Consider the following 15,439-nt stretch of genomic DNA (forward strand, 5'->3'; position numbering starts at 1 on the left):
ATGAACATCAGCAGCGCCATGGTGGTGGCCGCCAGGCATTGGCGCAAAATCTGCCAGACCACGCTGGCCAACTATGGAATCTCCGAAGCCTGCGCCGTTCCGCTGTTGATGATCGGGCGTCTGGGCGAGGGTGTGCGCCAGGTGACGGTGGCCCAGGCAGCAGGGATGGAGAGTCCGTCGCTGGTGCGCCTGCTCGATCAGTTGTGCCATGGCGGCTACGTCTGCCGCACCGAAGATGCACAGGACCGCCGCGCCAAATGCCTGAGCCTGACCGAAACCGGTCGGGAGCTGGTGCAGGCGGTCGAAGTGGAGCTGGTGCGCTTGCGCCACGAAGTCCTGGAAGGCATTGACCAGAGTGATCTGGAGGCTACGCTGCGGGTACTGAGAGCATTTGAAGCGGCCACGCCGCCATCGGTGGCCAACTCTTGAACGGATTTTTCTCGGGCATGCCCCCGGCGCGGGACTGGTTCTACGGAGTCCGCACTTTCGCCGCATCAATGATCGCGCTGTACATCGCCCTGCTCATGCAAATGCCGCGTCCGTACTGGGCGATGGCCACGGTGTACATCGTTTCCAGTCCGTTTCTCGGCCCCACCAGTTCCAAGGCGCTGTACCGGGCGGTCGGCACCTTTATCGGCGCTGCGGCGGCGGTTTTGTTCGTGCCGATGTTCGTGCAGAGCCCTTACGTGCTGGTGGTGGTGATCGCGCTGTGGACCGGGACTCTGCTGTTTCTGTCCCTGCATTTGCGCACGGCCAACAACTACGCCTTGATGCTCGCCGGTTACACCTTGCCGTTGATCGCCCTGCCAGTGGTGAACAACCCGCTCGGCGTATGGGACGTGGCCGAAGCGCGGACCGAGGAAATCTTTCTGGGCATCGCCGTGGCGGCGGTGGTCGGTGCGATGTTCTGGCCCCGGCGCCTGGCGCCGGTGTTCAATGATTCGGTGAGCAAATGGTTTACCGATGCATCGACCTACAGCCTGCGTTTCCTTAGCCGCAACGTGCAGCCTGAAGAAGTCAGTGCGTTGCGCGCGTCGATGGTCGCCACGTTCAACTCCCTGGAGCTGATGATCGGTCAGTTGCCCCACGAAGGCTCGCGTCCGCAGACAGTGCGTAACACCAAGGAATTGCGCGGACGGATGATTCACCTGCTGCCAGTGATCGATGCCCTCGACGACGCGCTTTACGCCCTGGAACGGCGCACCCCGGAGCTTGTGGACAAGTTCGCACCCTTGCTGGCCGCCACCACCGAATGGCTCGAGCACAAGGATGCCGATCTCGACCGCTGGCAAGCCTTGAAGGATCAACTTGAGGCCCTGCAACCGGCTCCCGAAGCGCTGGATGACCGCAAGCAACTGCTGTTCTCCAACGCCATTTACCGACTCGGCGAGTGGATCGATTTGTGGCAGGACTGCCGCAGCCTGCAATACGCCATCCAGTGCGAAAGCCAGGACAGCTGGCGCGCGGTGTATCGGCACTGGCGGCTGGGACGGCTATCCCCGTTCCTGGATCGCGGCCTGATGTTTTATTCCGCGGCGTCCACCGTCACCGCGATTATCGTCGCTTCGGTGCTGTGGATTCTGCTCGGCTGGACCGATGGCGGCAGCGCCGTGATCCTGGCGGCGGTGGCGTGCAGTTTCTTTGCCTCGATGGACGACCCGGCGCCGCAGATTTACCGGTTCTTTTTCTGGACTGCGATGTCGGTGGTGTTCGCCAGCCTTTATCTGTTTCTGGTGCTGCCCAACCTGCATGACTTTCCGATGCTGGTGCTGGCGTTTGCCGTGCCGTTCATTTGCATCGGCACCCTGACGGTCAAGCCGCAGTTTTACCTGGGCATGCTGCTGACTCTGGTCAACACCTCGTCCTTCATCAGCATTCAGGGCGCTTACGACGCGGACTTCCTCAGTTTCGCCAACTCCAACCTGGCCGGCCCCATGGGTTTGCTGTTCGCGTTCATCTGGACCCTGATTGCCCGGCCGTTCGGTGCCGAACTGGCGGCCAAGCGCCTGACCCGTTTCAGCTGGCGTGACATCGTCAGCCTCTCCGAGCCGGCCACGTTGTCTGAGCATCGGCTTCTGGGCATACGGATGCTCGATCGGTTGATGCAGCATCTGCCGCGCCTGGCCATGACCGGCCAGGACTCCGGCGTGGCGCTGCGGGAAGTGCGGGTGGCGCTGAATCTGTTGGACCTGCTCGCTTATACGCCGCGGGTCCTTGGTGTGCCGCAGGTGCTGCTGCGTCAGGTGGTGGCCGAGGTGGGCGAGTACTTCAAGGCCTGTCTCAAGGCCGGTGAACGCCTGCAGGCACCGAGCCCGTTGCTGATGACCCTCGACCGCACGCGCCGTGCCCTCAGCGGTGCCGGTGATGACGAAACCCGTCGGCATCTTCTGCACGCCCTGAGCGGCCTGCGCCTGGCACTGTTGCCCGGCGTTGAATTCGTCGGCTCCGCCGAGCCCGAAGAGCCGCTTCCCCATGGCATTGATGGAGCGCCTTTATGATCGGTGACCTGGATATGAGCGGGGTGTTCCTGCCCACGCTGCTGGTGCTGATGGGCATTACGTATGTGTTGTACCTGTTGGTGCACGGGGTGCTGACGCGCCTGCACTTTTACCGTCTGGTCTGGCACCGGGCATTGTTCAACGTGGCCCTCTACGCCTTGCTGCTTGGCGCCGTGGACTCACTCAGTCGATACCTGATGACATGAAAAAACCGTTTCTAACCCTGGGTCGCGTGGTGTTGACCCTGCTGATCGTGAGCTTCGCCGTTGTCGTGGTCTGGCGCATGGTGATGTATTACATGTTCGCGCCCTGGACCCGCGACGGGCACATCCGTGCCGACATCGTGCAAATCGCGCCGGATGTCTCCGGGCTGATTCAGGAAGTGGAGGTGCGCGACAACCAGTTGGTCAAGCGTGGCCAGGTGCTGTTCAGCATCGATCCTGACCGCTTCAAACTGGCCCTGCGCCAGGCGAAAGCGGCAGTCGCTGACCGCGAGGAAACCCTGGCCCAGGCCCAGCGCGAGGCCAAGCGGAACAAGGGGCTTGGCAACCTGGTGCCGGGTGAGCAACTGGAAGAAAGCCAGTCGAAAGTGGCCCGCGCCCAAGTGGCCTTGATGGAAGCCCAGGTGGCGGTGGACAGCGCGCAGCTCAACCTCGACCGCTCGGTGATCCGCAGCCCGGTGGACGGCTACGTCAACGATCGCGCGCCACGGGCCCAGGAGTTCGTCAGCGCCGGGCGTCCGGTGTTGTCGGTGGTCGACAGCAACTCGTTCCATATCGATGGCTATTTCGAAGAAACCAAACTGAACGGCATCCATATCGGGCAAAGCGTCGACATCCGGGTGATCGGCGACAATGCGCGCTTGCGTGGGCATGTGGAGAGCATCGTCGCCGGCATCGAAGACCGCGACCGCACCAGCGGCAACAACCTGCTGCCCAACGTCAATCCGGCGTTCAGCTGGGTGCGGTTGGCCCAGCGGATTCCGGTGCGGATCGCCTTCGACGACGTGCCGGAAGATTTCCGCATGATCGCCGGGCGCACCGCCACGGTATCGATCATCGACGATCAGAAACGGGAGCCGGCGCAATGAGCAAGGCCTCGGGTTTGGCGGTCGCCGGATTAGGCTTGCTGCTGTCGGCGTGTCAGATGGTTGGGCCGGATTATCATTTGCCTGAAGAGGCGGCTGTCCATCGTCCAGACTTGCAGGGCGATCTGGCGGTCGACGGTAAAACGGTGGTTTCCGCGCCGGTGCCGGCCGATTGGTGGCGCTTGTACAAGGATCCGCGACTCGACCAATTGGTGCAGCAGGCCATGGCCTCCAACACCGATTTGCGCGTGGCGGCGGCCAGCCTGTCGCGATCCCGCGCTCAGGTCGATGAGGCCGAAGCGGCAGGTGGCTGGAGCGGCGGCGTGAAAATGGGCGCCCAGCGTTTGCAGGAGTCCGGCCAGGCCTTCCTGATACCGGAAAAAGTGCCGGTGGCCAACATCGGCGATATCGGCATCAGTGCGTCGTACCAGTTCGACCTGTTCGGCACCTTGCAACGCGGTATCGAAGCGGCCAAGGCCAATGCCGATGCGACGCAGGCCGCCGCCGATACTGCACGCATCACCGTGGTGGCCGACGTGGTTCGCGCCTACACACAAGTGTGTGCAGCCAATGAAGAGCGGGAAATCGCCCAGCACTCCCTCGACCTGCAAGCCCAGAGCACCACGCTGATCCAGCGCCTGCGCGATGCCGGGCGAGGCGACGAAACCCAGGTCACCCGTTCGCAGACCCAATTCAAATCCCTGCGCGCCGACATGCCGCGCTATGAAGCCGCACGTCAGGCCGGGCTGTATCGTTTGTCGATGTTGCTGGCCAAGCCGGTGGACCAGTTGCCGGCTGGCACCGCCACCTGTGACGAGCTGCCAAAAATCGCGCAATTGATCCCGGTGGGCGATGGCGCCGCGTTGCTCAAGCGCCGTCCCGATGTACGGCAGGCCGAACGTCGACTGGCGACCGCGACGGCCGGTATCGGCGTCGCTACGGGCGAGCTGTACCCGAACATCAGCATCGGCGCGACCATCGGTACCGTCGGTATCCTGGACGATCTCGGCGACCCGTCTACCAACCGCTGGGGCTTCGGTCCGTCGCTGACCTGGAACGTGCCGACCAACGGCGCCCGGGCGCGCATCCGCGAAGCCGAAGCGGTTACCCAGGCGACCCTGGCGCATTTCGACGGGGTGGTGCTCAACGCCATTCGCGAAACCCAGACCGGCCTGGCCCAGTACACGGCATTGCTGCAGCGCCGCGACGCACTGGCCGATGCCGAGCAATCGGCAAAACTGGCAGCCGACCAGACCCACCGCTTCTTCCAGGCCGGCCGCGCCTCGTTCCTGGCGGACCTGCAAGCCACCCGCACCTACATCGACGTCACGGCGCAACTGGCGGCCGCGAACACCCAGGTTGCCGCCAGTCAGATCGATTTGTTCCTCGCCTTGGGCGGCGGTTGGGAAAGCGGACGAACGCAAGCGTCGAACTCCGGCAAACCCTGAGGCCGTTGCTATGCTTTGAAGAGTTGGAGGGCGCCCCGTGCAAAGCGCTCTTTCTTCGCACAAGGCTCGCGCAGTTCAGGGGGAAACCAATAATGAAAAACCCTTATGCTCTCGGCTTCTGGTGCGCCATCGTGGCGTTGGTGCTGCTGTCGGCCACCTATTTCTACGGCATCATGCTGGCCCACCAGATCGACAAGGCTCTGGCGTTCCTCGACAGTGCCGCCGCGCTGATTGCCGTGATGTCCATTGCGGTGGTGGCCTGGGCCTCGGTCCAGAACCAACGCATCAAGAAAAGACAACTCGAACAAGGCAAGACCCTGGTCCTGATCTGGGACACCAAGGTGGCGCTGCGTCGTGTCGAAACGGTGTTCGACCGTTATTTCTGGGGCAGTTACTGGCAACCGGGGCGCACCTTTCAGGAAGTCATGGGCGAATTGACCGGCACTCCGCTGGAAAAAAGCCTCGAGAGCCTGAAAAAACAGTGTCTGGCGCTGGATCGGCAGGTGGCTGACGACGGTCGGCACTGGCTCAGCAATGCCCGGGAACTGGCGGATGTCGCCACGGCCATGGCCCGCGAACGCTATCAACTGGACGTCTGCGACCCGCGTTCGGAAGTGACGGGCGGGGCGGTGATCAACCGCGACTTCGAAGTGCTGGTGTACACCTGGACTGCGCGGCTCAAAAGTTTTGATCATCAGTTGGATGAGATCGAGGTCCAATACTCTTGAGTTGATATTGGCTGTTCGATCGCCATCGCGAGCCTGCTCGCGATGGCGAATGCATTGACTGCGAATATCTCCAACCGTGTCACCACCCCCAAAGACACTCTTTCACCTTTAAACATTGAGCCGTTCGTCGCGCCCGGTGCTAATCTGCAATTCACTTTCAGCGCAGTCGAGCCGCAACCCGTCATGGGTTCAGGGAAGACGACCTCACTTTCAACAACGGACATTGAACGGGTCATACATGAATAAATCAGCAGGCGTGCTACTGGGAATTGTTGTCGCAATCGGTGCCATCAGCGCAGGCGGAGCCTGGTTCACCGGCACCAAAATCGAAGGTGTGCTGAACACCTCGATCGCTGATGCCAACAAGGAATTGCAGGCGGCGATGGTCGGCTCCAACGGCACCGCGTCGCTGGAACTGGTGTCGCTGGAGCGTCATGTGTTCAGCAGCACCGCGCACTATCGCCTCAAGGGCGAAGGCGAAATGTTCGGCGAAGCGCCGGTCGAGTTGCTGTTTGTCGATCACATCGAACACGGCCCGTTGCCGTTCTCGCGCCTGATGTCGCTCAAATGGCTGCCGGTCCTGGCGACCAGTCACTACGAGCTGGAAAAGACCCCGCTCACCGAGAAGTGGTTTGCCGCTGCCAAGGACAAGTCCCCGCTGACCGGCGTGGTCAATATCGGCTACGACAACGCTACCAATGGCACCTTCGAGTTGCAGCCGTTGGAAATGGCCCTGGATGACAAGTCGAGCATGAAGTTCTCCGGCCTGAGCATGGACATCGACGCCAGCGCCAAGGCGCAGAAGGTCAAGGCCAACGGCTACATGGACAGCCTGAAGGTGACCACCGTGTCCGAAGACCAGGCGCCGGTGCAGGTTGAGTTGAACGGCCTGACCCTGGCCAGCAACCTGACAAAAAGTACTTACGGTTTCTACACTGGCGAGAACGTCGTTGAATTGGCCAGCGGCAAATCGACTTTCGGCGTCAAGCAGTCGGTGCTGGACTTCAAGAAGTTCGAAATGAAGAACCTGACTGAAGAAAAGGGCAGCAACGCCTCCGGACGTGCCGACTACAAGGTCGGTGACGTGTCTTTCAACGGCAAGACCATCGGTTCCGGTGCGCTGGCCATGAGCCTGAAGAACCTCGACATTCCGGCGACCTTGTCATTGATGCAGGTTTACCAGACCAAACTGCAGCCGTATGAAAGGGCGGCGGCCGAAGCAACGGCGGCCGGCCTGCCGGCACCAGAGCTGAAACTGACCGAAGCCGAAGAGGCGCTGCTCAAGTCCAGCCTGGAAAAACTGCTGGCGGCCGGACCACAAGTGGCCCTGGAAAACCTGTCGTTCAACACCGCCAACGGTGAGAGCCGCGCCAACATGGTGCTCGACCTGACCAAGCCACAAGCCATCGATCTGCCAACCGATCAGTTGGTCAGGCAGTTGATCGCGCTGCTGGACTTCAAGCTGCAAGTGTCCAAAGCCATGTTGGTCGATGTGCTCACCGTGCAGTCGCAAATCGACGGTCAGACCGACGCCAAGCTGATTGCCGACCAGGCCACCGCCACCGCGGACATGTTCAGCAGCATGGCGGTCGGTAGCCAACTGGCAAAACTGGACGGCAACAACATCGTCACCAACTTGCGTTACGCCAACAATCAGGTGGACTTCAACGGCCAGAAAATGACCGTCGAAGAGTTTGCCAGTTTTGTGATGAGCAAGTTCGCAGATGCCAGTGCCACTGAATAACGGCGGCTGTTAACCCTGCAACGCCCGGCCTCTGCATCGCGCAGGCGCCGGGCGTTTTGCTGTCCGGCATGTCTAGGGGACGTCACGGATCAGGCGCCATGCCTCTTCCCATGGCAAGGATTGTTTCATCCGCTCGGCGAGCATCGCCATGGCCCGGTCCATCTCGCAGGCTACCGCCGCCGACACCACGCCGTTTTTTCCGAACAGGCCTATGAACGGCGGATCGTAAGGGTCGCCCTTGAACTCGACTTCGTCCCAGGCCTCGGCGTGCCCGAGGTAGTCGTAGGTTTTACCGAAATGCCAGGTCCAGAAATACGGCACGTCGAGGTAATGCTCGTCACCGCCCAGCATATTGGCCGCGGCGATCCGCGCCTGCTGTTGGGCCAGTCGCCAGTGTTCGATGCGCAGGTATTGGTTGTTCAGCGGGAACGTGGCGATATCGCCAGCCGCCCAAAGGCTGTCGGTCACGCGCATTGCGCCATCGACACGCAGCGAGTGATCCTGCTCCTTCGGCAACCCGGTAAAGGCTGCTGTGGCTGGCGTGACGCCAATGCCGACCAACACCAGATCGGCCGCCAGGCGTTGGCCGTTGTCCAGGCGCACGGCCTCGACCTTGTCCGTCCCTTCGATCTGTACCGCATTGCCCTGGGTATGAAACACGACGCCATTGGCTTCATGTCGCGCGCGAATGGCCTTGCCGACCGTGTCACCGAACTGTTTGGCAAACGGTACTTCGTGGCGGGCCAGCACGGTCACGTGCAGGCCAAGCTGGCGCAGGGACGAGGCGGACTCCATGGCAATGAAACTGTCACCGATGATCACCACCCGCTGGCCGGCGCTGGCGCTGTCGAGAATCTGCTGCGCATGGGCTTTGGAGCGTAGGACGAACACTTGCGGCAGGTTGGCGCCGGGCAGCGTCAGTGTGTTAGGCACGCCGCCGGTGGCCAGCAGTGCGGCGTCGTAGGTCAATGATTGGCCGTCAGTCAGCCGCAGCGTGTGGTTTGGCGTATCCAGGCTTGCAACTTCGCCTCGCAGGCGCTCGATCCGCTGCTCGCGGTAAAAGTCCTTGTCGCGTAGCGGCGGGACTTCGTCCAGAGGCATCTCCCCGGCGATCACGTACTTGCTCAGCGCGGTGCGGTCGTATCCGGCATCGGCTTCGTGGTCGATCAACAGCAATCGGCCGCCGAAACCTTTCTCGCGCAAACACGCTGCCGCCGCCGTGCCTGCCGCGCCAGCGCCGACAATGATGAAGGTTCGTGAATCGTCGGCCGGTGGCGGGTGGGCACCCGGCATCGGCTGGTCGCCGACCCAGATGTCGCCGTCACGGACTTCGAGGGGATAGCGCTTGAGGCTGTCCAGGGCTGGCGGCTCACACAGCCCGCCATCCTCGATCCGAAACTGCGCCTTGTGCCACGGACAGGTCAGGCGCCCAAGACATATCGCCCCGTCCGCCAGCGGGGCTCCGGCATGCGGGCATTCGGCCTGATAAGCGCGCAGTTGATCGCCGGTCCGCAACAGCAGAATTTTGCTGTCCCGGACCTGCACTTCCAGACCCCGGTCTTCGGGCACATTGGCGACACGCGCAACGCGATGCAGAGTCATGATCGCTCTCCAGACAGACGTTTCACTTATGAGTCTGGTACTTATCGCGAGGTTCAGCCAATTCCCCCCTGCCACGACGTGAACGGTCCGGCTATAGTTTGCACGCCGACGACGGCCCAACACGCACAAGGTGCTCCGGTATGCCCCGATTGACCTCAATGAACCCTTGGCTCGCGGCCTTGGCAGTCGCCCTTTGCGTGCAGTTTCCGGCGCAGGCCCAGGAACGTTTCACCCTGAACATTCCCGGCGTCTCCGATGACCGTCTGTTCACGTCCGCCGCCGCCAGCGACTCCGCAGGTTGTGGCGGACATAATATTTCCCCGGCATTGAACTGGAACGCCGGCCCGGCAGCCACCCAAAGCTACGCCATCGTCATGCACGACCCTGACGGCCAGAAAGGCCAGGGTGTCGATCAGTGGGTGCACTACGGCATCAAGGCTGTCACCCACCAGATCCCGGCCGGCGCCGGTAGCAAACCCGGCCTCGAAGGCGTCGGCGGTACCAACAGCAAGGCAACCACCGGCTACATCGGCCCTTGCCCGCCCGTTGGCGACAGCGCGCACCACTACATCATCCAGATCTACGCCCTGGACCTGCCCCCGGACGCCTTGCCCGCCGGCCTGACCCGCGCGCAGCTGCTGGAAAAAATCAAAGGCCACGTCCTGAGAAACAGCAGCGTGGTGCGGCGCTATCACCGCTGAAGGCTGATCGTCCCAGCGGATTTGCAGAAAACTGAAGTGCGCGGCATTCCGGGGATTTGGCATCCACCCCCGAAAGCGCGCACTATCAGGCTATAGCCGATGCGTTGGAGGATGCCGTGGCAAAAAAAATCGACCGCATCGCCCAAATGCTCAACTGCCCACAAAAGGGCGAGGAACTGCGGCGAGCAATTACCGAGAGTCGCAAGGATTTTCTGCTGAACCAGCCGGAAGAAGACGTGGTTGAAGACGACGACCTTGAAGAGGAGATTTTCGAGGACGACGAGGACGATGATGAGTACGACGAGTTCGACTGGACTACAGAATGAAAAAAAACCGCTTCGGCGGTTTTTTTGTGGGTCCAGGTAAAAGCCCTTATGTGCTGTGTCTGGCGTACTTGCTAGTGTCAGAGCCCATTGGGGAGAAATTTGGTTGCGCCGCTGACATCATCGATTTTCTTGATGCGAAAGGCTTTCAGGCAAGTTTCGTCGCGGGTGTTGGCGTCAGAGCAAAATTGCTTGATGAAATCGGCAAAGACCATGTCTTGGCCATTAACGGTGAGGACGCGCTTGTAATATTCACCATTGATGCCTTGGGCTTGACGACTGGTAGTCATCTCCTGATCCACCACCAGTTGTCCGTGCAGGTCGACAGCTGGAACCTGGGCTTTGGGGTCTTCTTTGGAGCAGGCGCTCAGCAGTAGTCCCGCAGCAATCAGCGTACATAAACGCAGCATATGAATTCATCTCTGATAACGGATGCCCCGGACCAGGGTCCGGGGAAGATCGATAGGAAGATTACTCGCCGAACAAGCGGCTGGAGCGGTTGACGTCAGCCTTGCCGGTATCTTCCAGCAGAGACTTGGCACCGGAGGTCACATTGCGTGCCGAGTCGGCTTCAGACTGGATCACGTCGGTGCGTGCCGCGCTATCACGCAACTCCGCATCGATGTAGTCGTTGGCACGTGCGGTGCGCGCGCGCTTGGCCTGTAGTGCCAGGCGGCGCTCTTCCAGGTCCAGTGCGCGCAATTCGTCTTCGAAGCCTTCTTCACGGGTTTGAACACGCTTATGTTCAGTTTCTTGTGTCTTGCGCTGCTCGAGGGCCCTTTGTTGCGCAGCTTGCTGTGCCACTGCCCGTTGCCGACGATCAGCAGCGCTACGAGCTTCCTCGCGTGCCCGGTCGGCTGCCGCCTGACGGAGGCGTTCGGCCTCAGCGGCGGCTTCAGCCTGTTTGGTTTGCTGTTCGATTTGATACAGATTGTCGAATTGGCCTGCCAATGTCGGCATGGTGAGCAGTGCGAGGACGGAGCCCAGAACTATATGTTTCATGTCCGACCCCTTAGCTTTTCTTGGGTTCTGGACAGGTCGCATTCGGCTGAATGCGTGTTTCGTTGGAGATCGTCATCACCATCAGGGATATTTCGCCAACCTTGAACTCACAAGGGCGACCCACTTGGGCAGAAGTGAAGATCTTGCCGCTTTCGGAATAACCAATCAGCACGCCCGGTACGAGGGTGGTGTCATTGACCATCGAGCCCGCCATGGCGCCTGCAGCGCCACCGGCTACACCGCCGACAATGGCCGTGTCAGTGTTTTTAGTGTTGCCCAGTGCGGCACCACCGATCAGACCCAGTACCCCGCCCGCCATCATGGCTGCTTTTTTGTTCTTTTCGTTGCTGACTTTTATCTTGCTCGGCGAAATCGTAAGGATTTTGACGGTTTTAGCTTCCTGCTGAGTGTTTACCTGAGTGGCGTCGAATACATCTGCTTGATACTCCTCACCACTCGTTTGGCAGCCAGCAAGAACGGCAGCAATCGAAAGCACCAGGCAGCGTTTTAACATCATCATTTCTAATATCTCTATGAGCGTAAGAAATCCCGAAAGGGACAATCCATTGTGATTTGAGGCAATGTGCCATCATTTTAATCAAACTCAAGAAGATAAGGCCAAGGAAACTTTGGAGAGGATGTGGATTAGGTGCTTTAGGCAGTTTCAAAGCCCGCAGCCTGCTGCTGATGCCGATCACTGGCATTTTCCTGATGCTCGGTAACGGCTAAGGGTTGAAAGTCTTCGACCAGCAGATGGTCGCCAGGAACGGCATGGATATCGGCGGGGTGGCCAGCCTCGGGAGGCTGCATTCGCTGCTGGCCTGGCTGTTCGTGATTTTAGTGGTCGGCCACTTCGGTGCGGCGACTATCAGCAACCGTTGAACGGGGGGGCATGAGTTTCCTAAAAACAACACCCACAAAAAAGCCCCAGACCCATAAGACCTGAGGCTTTCTCGCTACAACGTATGGTGCACCAGGCGGGATTCGAACCCACGACCCCTGCCTTCGGAGGGCAGTACTCTATCCAGCTGAGCTACTGGTGCAGCGGGCGCCATGATACGCATATGCACTGCGGGCGTCCATGCTGCTGAATCGCCTGCGTTTTTTTAAAGCTGTAACGCGCGTTTGCTACGTTGATCAGAAAAAATAGGCAAAAGCGTCGTTTTCGTTCTTTTTTTCGAACAGCCTATTGTCCTTTACCCCCTTTGATCCTAGGATTCGTTTGAGATTTCAAACGCTCTTGTCTGGGTGCTGAACCGCACGATTTGAATCAGTGCGCTATTTATGTGCTTCAGCCCGGTGAATGATTTCCCTGACGGCAGCCTATCGAGGCGCCTTTCTACAATCATAATTTGCTCCGCATTCGTTGCGGTGCTGTTAAGGAAAGCCGACATGCAGCTTAAAGACACCCAGTTGTTCCGCCAGCAAGCCTTCATCGATGGCGCGTGGGTTGATGCGGACAATGGTCAGACGATCAAGGTCAACAACCCGGCAACGGGCGAAATTCTGGGCACCGTGCCGAAGATGGGCGCTGCCGAAACCCGCCGTGCGATCGAAGCTGCTGACAAAGCGCTGCCGGCCTGGCGTGCACTGACCGCCAAAGAACGTGCGACCAAGCTGCGTCGCTGGTTCGAGCTGATCATCGAGAACCAGGAAGACCTGGCTCGCCTGATGACCCTGGAGCAAGGCAAGCCATTGGCCGAAGCCAAGGGCGAAATCGTCTACGCCGCTTCCTTCATCGAATGGTTCGCCGAAGAAGCCAAGCGCATCTACGGTGACGTGATTCCGGGCCACCAGCCAGACAAGCGCCTGATCGTGATCAAGCAGCCAATCGGCGTGACCGCTGCAATCACCCCGTGGAACTTCCCGGCTGCAATGATCACCCGTAAAGCCGGCCCGGCCCTGGCCGCCGGTTGCACCATGGTGCTCAAGCCTGCTTCGCAAACTCCGTTTTCCGCCTTCGCCCTGGCCGAACTGGCCCAGCGTGCCGGCATCCCGGCTGGCGTGTTCAGCGTTGTTTCCGGTAGCGCCGGCGACATCGGCAGCGAGCTGACCAGCAACCCGATCGTGCGTAAGCTGTCCTTCACCGGTTCGACCGAAATCGGTCGTCAACTGATGTCGGAATGCGCCAAGGACATCAAGAAAGTGTCCCTGGAACTGGGCGGCAACGCTCCGTTCATCGTGTTCGACGACGCGGACCTGGATAAGGCCGTCGAAGGCGCGATCATTTCCAAATATCGCAACAACGGTCAGACCTGCGTCTGCGCCAACCGCCTGTACATTCAGGATTCGGTCTACGACGCGTTCGCCGAGAAGCTGAAAGTGGCTGTGGCCAAGCTCAAGATCGGCAACGGTCTGGAAGCAGGCACCACCACTGGCCCGCTGATCGACGAAAAAGCCGTGGCCAAGGTGCAAGAGCACATTGCTGACGCCGTTTCCAAAGGCGCCACCGTGCTGTCCGGCGGCAAGTCGATGGAAGGCAACTTCTTCGAGCCGACCATCCTGACCAACGTGCCGAACAACGCTGCCGTGGCCAAGGAAGAAACCTTCGGTCCATTGGCTCCACTGTTCCGCTTCAAAGACGAAGCCGACGTGATCGCAATGTCCAACGACACCGAGTTCGGTCTGGCCTCGTACTTCTATGCCCGCGACCTGGGTCGTGTGTTCCGTGTGGCTGAAGCCCTGGAATACGGCATGGTCGGCGTCAATACCGGGTTGATCTCCAACGAAGTCGCGCCGTTCGGCGGCATCAAGGCCTCGGGCCTGGGCCGTGAAGGTTCCAAGTACGGCATCGAAGATTACCTGGAAATCAAATACCTCTGCCTGGGCATCTAAGCCGGGAAGAGCATTGCTTCAAGCGCAAAGGGCACGAGAGCGCTGTCCCTTTGCGCCGCTTCAAACCGGAATTTTCTCGGTGGCCGGGAACGCTGTGGCAGTCGATCATCGCATGCTGCCGCCGTTGCTCCCCGTCGCTTTATCCTTGAACCACGCCGCCCGATGAGCGGTGAATGAGGAATGTATGAGCAAGACTAACGCTTCTTTGATGGCCCGCCGTACCGCTGCAGTTCCACGTGGTGTTGGCCAGATTCACCCGATCTTCGCCGATTCCGCGAAGAACGCGACCGTAACCGACGTTGAAGGTCGTGAGTTCATCGACTTCGCCGGCGGTATCGCCGTGCTGAACACCGGCCACGTGCACCCGAAAATCATCGCCGCCGTGACCGAGCAGCTGAACAAGCTGACCCACACCTGCTTCCAGGTTCTGGCCTACGAGCCGTACGTGGAAGTGTGCGAAAAAATCAACGCCAAGGTCCCAGGTGATTTCGAAAAGAAAACCCTGCTGGTAACCACCGGCTCCGAAGCCGTGGAAAACTCCATCAAGATCGCCCGTGCCGCCACTGGCCGTGCCGGCGTGATCGCCTTCACCGGCGCCTACCACGGTCGCACCATGATGACCCTGGGCCTGACCGGTAAAGTCGTGCCTTACTCGGCCGGCATGGGCCTGATGCCAGGCGGCATCTTCCGCGCGCTGTACCCGAACGAACTGCACGGTGTGAGCATCGACGACTCGATCGCTTCCATCGAACGCATCTTCAAGAACGACGCCGAGCCGAAAGACATCGCCGCGATCATCATCGAGCCGGTTCAGGGCGAAGGTGGTTTCTACGTCGCTCCGAAAGAATTCATGAAGCGTCTGCGTGCCCTGTGCGACCAGCACGGCATCCTGCTGATCGCTGACGAAGTACAGACTGGCGCTGGCCGTACCGGTACGTTCTTCGCCATGGAACAGATGGGCGTTGCTGCCGACCTGACCACCTTCGCCAAATCCATCGCTGGCGGCTTCCCGCTGGCCGGTGTGTGCGGCAAGGCCGAATACATGGACGCCATCGCTCCAGGCGGCCTGGGCGGCACCTACGCCGGTAGCCCGATCGCTTGCGCCGCGGCCCTGGCCGTGATGGAAGTGTTCGAAGAAGAGCACCTGCTGGATCGTTGCAAGGCTGTTGGCGAGCGTCTGGTAACCGGCCTGAAGGCCATCCAGGCCAAGTACCCGGTGATTGGAGAAGTCCGTGCCCTGGGCGCGATGATCGCTGTCGAGCTGTTCGAAAACGGCGACAGCCACAAGCCGAACGCCGCAGCCGTGGCGTCCGTTGTGGCCAAGGCTCGCGACAAGGGTCTGATCCTGCTGTCCTGCGGCACCTACGGCAACGTTCTGCGCGTCCTGGTACCGCTGACCTCGCCGGACGAGCAACTGGACAAAGGCCTGGCGATCATCGAAGAGTGCTTCTCCGAGCTCTGATCCCCAGTG

At 60.4% G+C, this 15,439-nt stretch carries 16 protein-coding genes and 1 tRNA gene; 12 read left to right on the forward strand and 5 right to left on the reverse strand.

Going from position 1 to position 15,439, the window contains the following annotated elements; translation table 11 throughout:
• The 7 genes from KGA96_RS23780 (at position 1) to KGA96_RS23810 (ending at position 7,505) form a co-directional block, all read left to right on the forward strand.
• The gene (locus KGA96_RS23780; protein ID WP_046040691.1) at positions 1–429 is read left to right on the forward strand and encodes a MarR family winged helix-turn-helix transcriptional regulator; all 429 of its coding nucleotides are present in this window, start codon (positions 1–3) and stop codon (positions 427–429) included.
• Positions 426–2,498 (forward strand): FUSC family protein, encoded by a 2,073-nt coding sequence (locus KGA96_RS23785; RefSeq protein ID WP_046040692.1) that lies wholly within the window; start codon positions 426–428, stop codon positions 2,496–2,498. Before KGA96_RS23780 ends, KGA96_RS23785 begins: the two co-directional genes overlap by 4 nt.
• The gene (locus tag KGA96_RS23790) at positions 2,495–2,704 is read left to right on the forward strand and encodes a DUF1656 domain-containing protein (protein ID WP_046040693.1); all 210 of its coding nucleotides are present in this window, start codon (positions 2,495–2,497) and stop codon (positions 2,702–2,704) included. The genes KGA96_RS23785 and KGA96_RS23790 overlap by 4 nt, the downstream gene beginning before the upstream one ends.
• On the forward strand, positions 2,701–3,588 hold the full coding sequence (locus KGA96_RS23795) for an HlyD family secretion protein (RefSeq protein ID WP_046040694.1): 888 nt from the start codon (positions 2,701–2,703) through the stop codon (positions 3,586–3,588). Before KGA96_RS23790 ends, KGA96_RS23795 begins: the two co-directional genes overlap by 4 nt.
• Positions 3,585–5,033: an efflux transporter outer membrane subunit gene (locus KGA96_RS23800; protein ID WP_223465410.1), complete on the forward strand. Its 1,449-nt coding sequence runs from the start codon at positions 3,585–3,587 to the stop codon at positions 5,031–5,033. The genes KGA96_RS23795 and KGA96_RS23800 overlap by 4 nt, the downstream gene beginning before the upstream one ends.
• A gap of 92 nt (positions 5,034–5,125) precedes the next feature.
• A complete protein-coding gene (locus tag KGA96_RS23805) occupies positions 5,126–5,761 on the forward strand; it encodes a hypothetical protein (RefSeq protein WP_046040698.1) in 636 nt (211 codons plus the stop codon).
• A 238-nt stretch (positions 5,762–5,999) separates the two neighbouring features.
• Complete coding sequence (locus KGA96_RS23810) at positions 6,000–7,505, forward strand: YdgA family protein (protein ID WP_046040699.1); 1,506 nt, start codon at positions 6,000–6,002, stop codon at positions 7,503–7,505.
• A 72-nt stretch (positions 7,506–7,577) separates the two neighbouring features.
• Here the strand turns inward: KGA96_RS23810 and KGA96_RS23815 are convergent, their stop codons facing one another.
• Positions 7,578–9,107, reverse strand: a complete 1,530-nt coding sequence (locus tag KGA96_RS23815; protein WP_223465409.1) for an FAD-dependent oxidoreductase — start codon at positions 9,105–9,107, stop codon at positions 7,578–7,580.
• Between the two features lie 140 nt (positions 9,108–9,247).
• Here KGA96_RS23815 and KGA96_RS23820 point away from each other — a divergent pair, with 140 nt between their 5' ends.
• Both KGA96_RS23820 and KGA96_RS23825 read left to right on the forward strand, forming a co-directional pair.
• Complete coding sequence (locus tag KGA96_RS23820; RefSeq protein ID WP_223465408.1) at positions 9,248–9,808, forward strand: YbhB/YbcL family Raf kinase inhibitor-like protein; 561 nt, start codon at positions 9,248–9,250, stop codon at positions 9,806–9,808.
• A gap of 56 nt (positions 9,809–9,864) precedes the next feature.
• Positions 9,865–10,134: a hypothetical protein gene (locus KGA96_RS23825; RefSeq protein ID WP_223465407.1), complete on the forward strand. Its 270-nt coding sequence runs from the start codon at positions 9,865–9,867 to the stop codon at positions 10,132–10,134.
• Positions 10,135–10,211: 77 nt separating this feature from the next.
• Here KGA96_RS23825 and KGA96_RS23830 read toward each other — a convergent pair whose 3' ends face one another.
• The 3 genes from KGA96_RS23830 to KGA96_RS23840 all read right to left on the reverse strand — a co-directional run bounded on the left by KGA96_RS23830 (position 10,212) and on the right by KGA96_RS23840 (position 11,653).
• Positions 10,212–10,541, reverse strand: coding sequence for a hypothetical protein (locus tag KGA96_RS23830; RefSeq protein WP_223465406.1), 330 nt, complete (start codon positions 10,539–10,541; stop codon positions 10,212–10,214).
• 61 nt (positions 10,542–10,602) lie between these two features.
• Positions 10,603–11,133, reverse strand: coding sequence for a DUF5384 family protein (locus KGA96_RS23835; protein ID WP_046040708.1), 531 nt, complete (start codon positions 11,131–11,133; stop codon positions 10,603–10,605).
• A gap of 10 nt (positions 11,134–11,143) precedes the next feature.
• Positions 11,144–11,653, reverse strand: a complete 510-nt coding sequence (locus KGA96_RS23840; protein WP_046040710.1) for a hypothetical protein — start codon at positions 11,651–11,653, stop codon at positions 11,144–11,146.
• A gap of 212 nt (positions 11,654–11,865) precedes the next feature.
• Here KGA96_RS23840 and KGA96_RS23845 point away from each other — a divergent pair, with 212 nt between their 5' ends.
• Positions 11,866–12,015, forward strand: coding sequence for a hypothetical protein (locus KGA96_RS23845; protein WP_185754783.1), 150 nt, complete (start codon positions 11,866–11,868; stop codon positions 12,013–12,015).
• 84 nt (positions 12,016–12,099) lie between these two features.
• Here the strand turns inward: KGA96_RS23845 and KGA96_RS23850 are convergent.
• A tRNA-Arg gene (locus tag KGA96_RS23850) sits at positions 12,100–12,176 on the reverse strand.
• A 349-nt stretch (positions 12,177–12,525) separates the two neighbouring features.
• Here KGA96_RS23850 and gabD point away from each other — a divergent pair.
• Together gabD and gabT are read left to right on the forward strand one after the other, a co-directional pair.
• The gene (gene gabD, locus KGA96_RS23855; protein WP_046040713.1) at positions 12,526–13,968 is read left to right on the forward strand and encodes an NADP-dependent succinate-semialdehyde dehydrogenase; all 1,443 of its coding nucleotides are present in this window, start codon (positions 12,526–12,528) and stop codon (positions 13,966–13,968) included.
• A gap of 184 nt (positions 13,969–14,152) precedes the next feature.
• Positions 14,153–15,430 (forward strand): 4-aminobutyrate--2-oxoglutarate transaminase, encoded by a 1,278-nt coding sequence (gene gabT / locus KGA96_RS23860; protein ID WP_046040716.1) that lies wholly within the window; start codon positions 14,153–14,155, stop codon positions 15,428–15,430.
• Positions 15,431–15,439: the final 9 nt, after the last annotated feature.

The organism is Pseudomonas sp. GL-R-26, assembly GCF_019947365.1.
In the GTDB taxonomy this organism is placed as follows: Bacteria; Pseudomonadota; Gammaproteobacteria; order Pseudomonadales; family Pseudomonadaceae; genus Aquipseudomonas.

Coding starts and splice junctions, on each gene's coding strand:
- KGA96_RS23780 (WP_046040691.1), top strand. CDS start 1: ATGAACATCAGCAGCGCCATGGTGGTGGCCGCCAGGCATTGGCGCAAA.
- KGA96_RS23790 (WP_046040693.1), top strand. CDS start 2,495: ATGATCGGTGACCTGGATATGAGCGGGGTGTTCCTGCCCACGCTGCTG.
- KGA96_RS23795 (WP_046040694.1), top strand. CDS start 2,701: ATGAAAAAACCGTTTCTAACCCTGGGTCGCGTGGTGTTGACCCTGCTG.
- KGA96_RS23800 (WP_223465410.1), top strand. CDS start 3,585: ATGAGCAAGGCCTCGGGTTTGGCGGTCGCCGGATTAGGCTTGCTGCTG.
- KGA96_RS23805 (WP_046040698.1), top strand. CDS start 5,126: ATGAAAAACCCTTATGCTCTCGGCTTCTGGTGCGCCATCGTGGCGTTG.
- KGA96_RS23810 (WP_046040699.1), top strand. CDS start 6,000: ATGAATAAATCAGCAGGCGTGCTACTGGGAATTGTTGTCGCAATCGGT.
- KGA96_RS23815 (WP_223465409.1), bottom strand. CDS start 9,107: ATGACTCTGCATCGCGTTGCGCGTGTCGCCAATGTGCCCGAAGACCGG.
- KGA96_RS23820 (WP_223465408.1), top strand. CDS start 9,248: ATGCCCCGATTGACCTCAATGAACCCTTGGCTCGCGGCCTTGGCAGTC.
- KGA96_RS23830 (WP_223465406.1), bottom strand. CDS start 10,541: ATGCTGCGTTTATGTACGCTGATTGCTGCGGGACTACTGCTGAGCGCC.
- KGA96_RS23835 (WP_046040708.1), bottom strand. CDS start 11,133: ATGAAACATATAGTTCTGGGCTCCGTCCTCGCACTGCTCACCATGCCG.
- KGA96_RS23840 (WP_046040710.1), bottom strand. CDS start 11,653: ATGATGATGTTAAAACGCTGCCTGGTGCTTTCGATTGCTGCCGTTCTT.
- gabD (WP_046040713.1), top strand. CDS start 12,526: ATGCAGCTTAAAGACACCCAGTTGTTCCGCCAGCAAGCCTTCATCGAT.
- gabT (WP_046040716.1), top strand. CDS start 14,153: ATGAGCAAGACTAACGCTTCTTTGATGGCCCGCCGTACCGCTGCAGTT.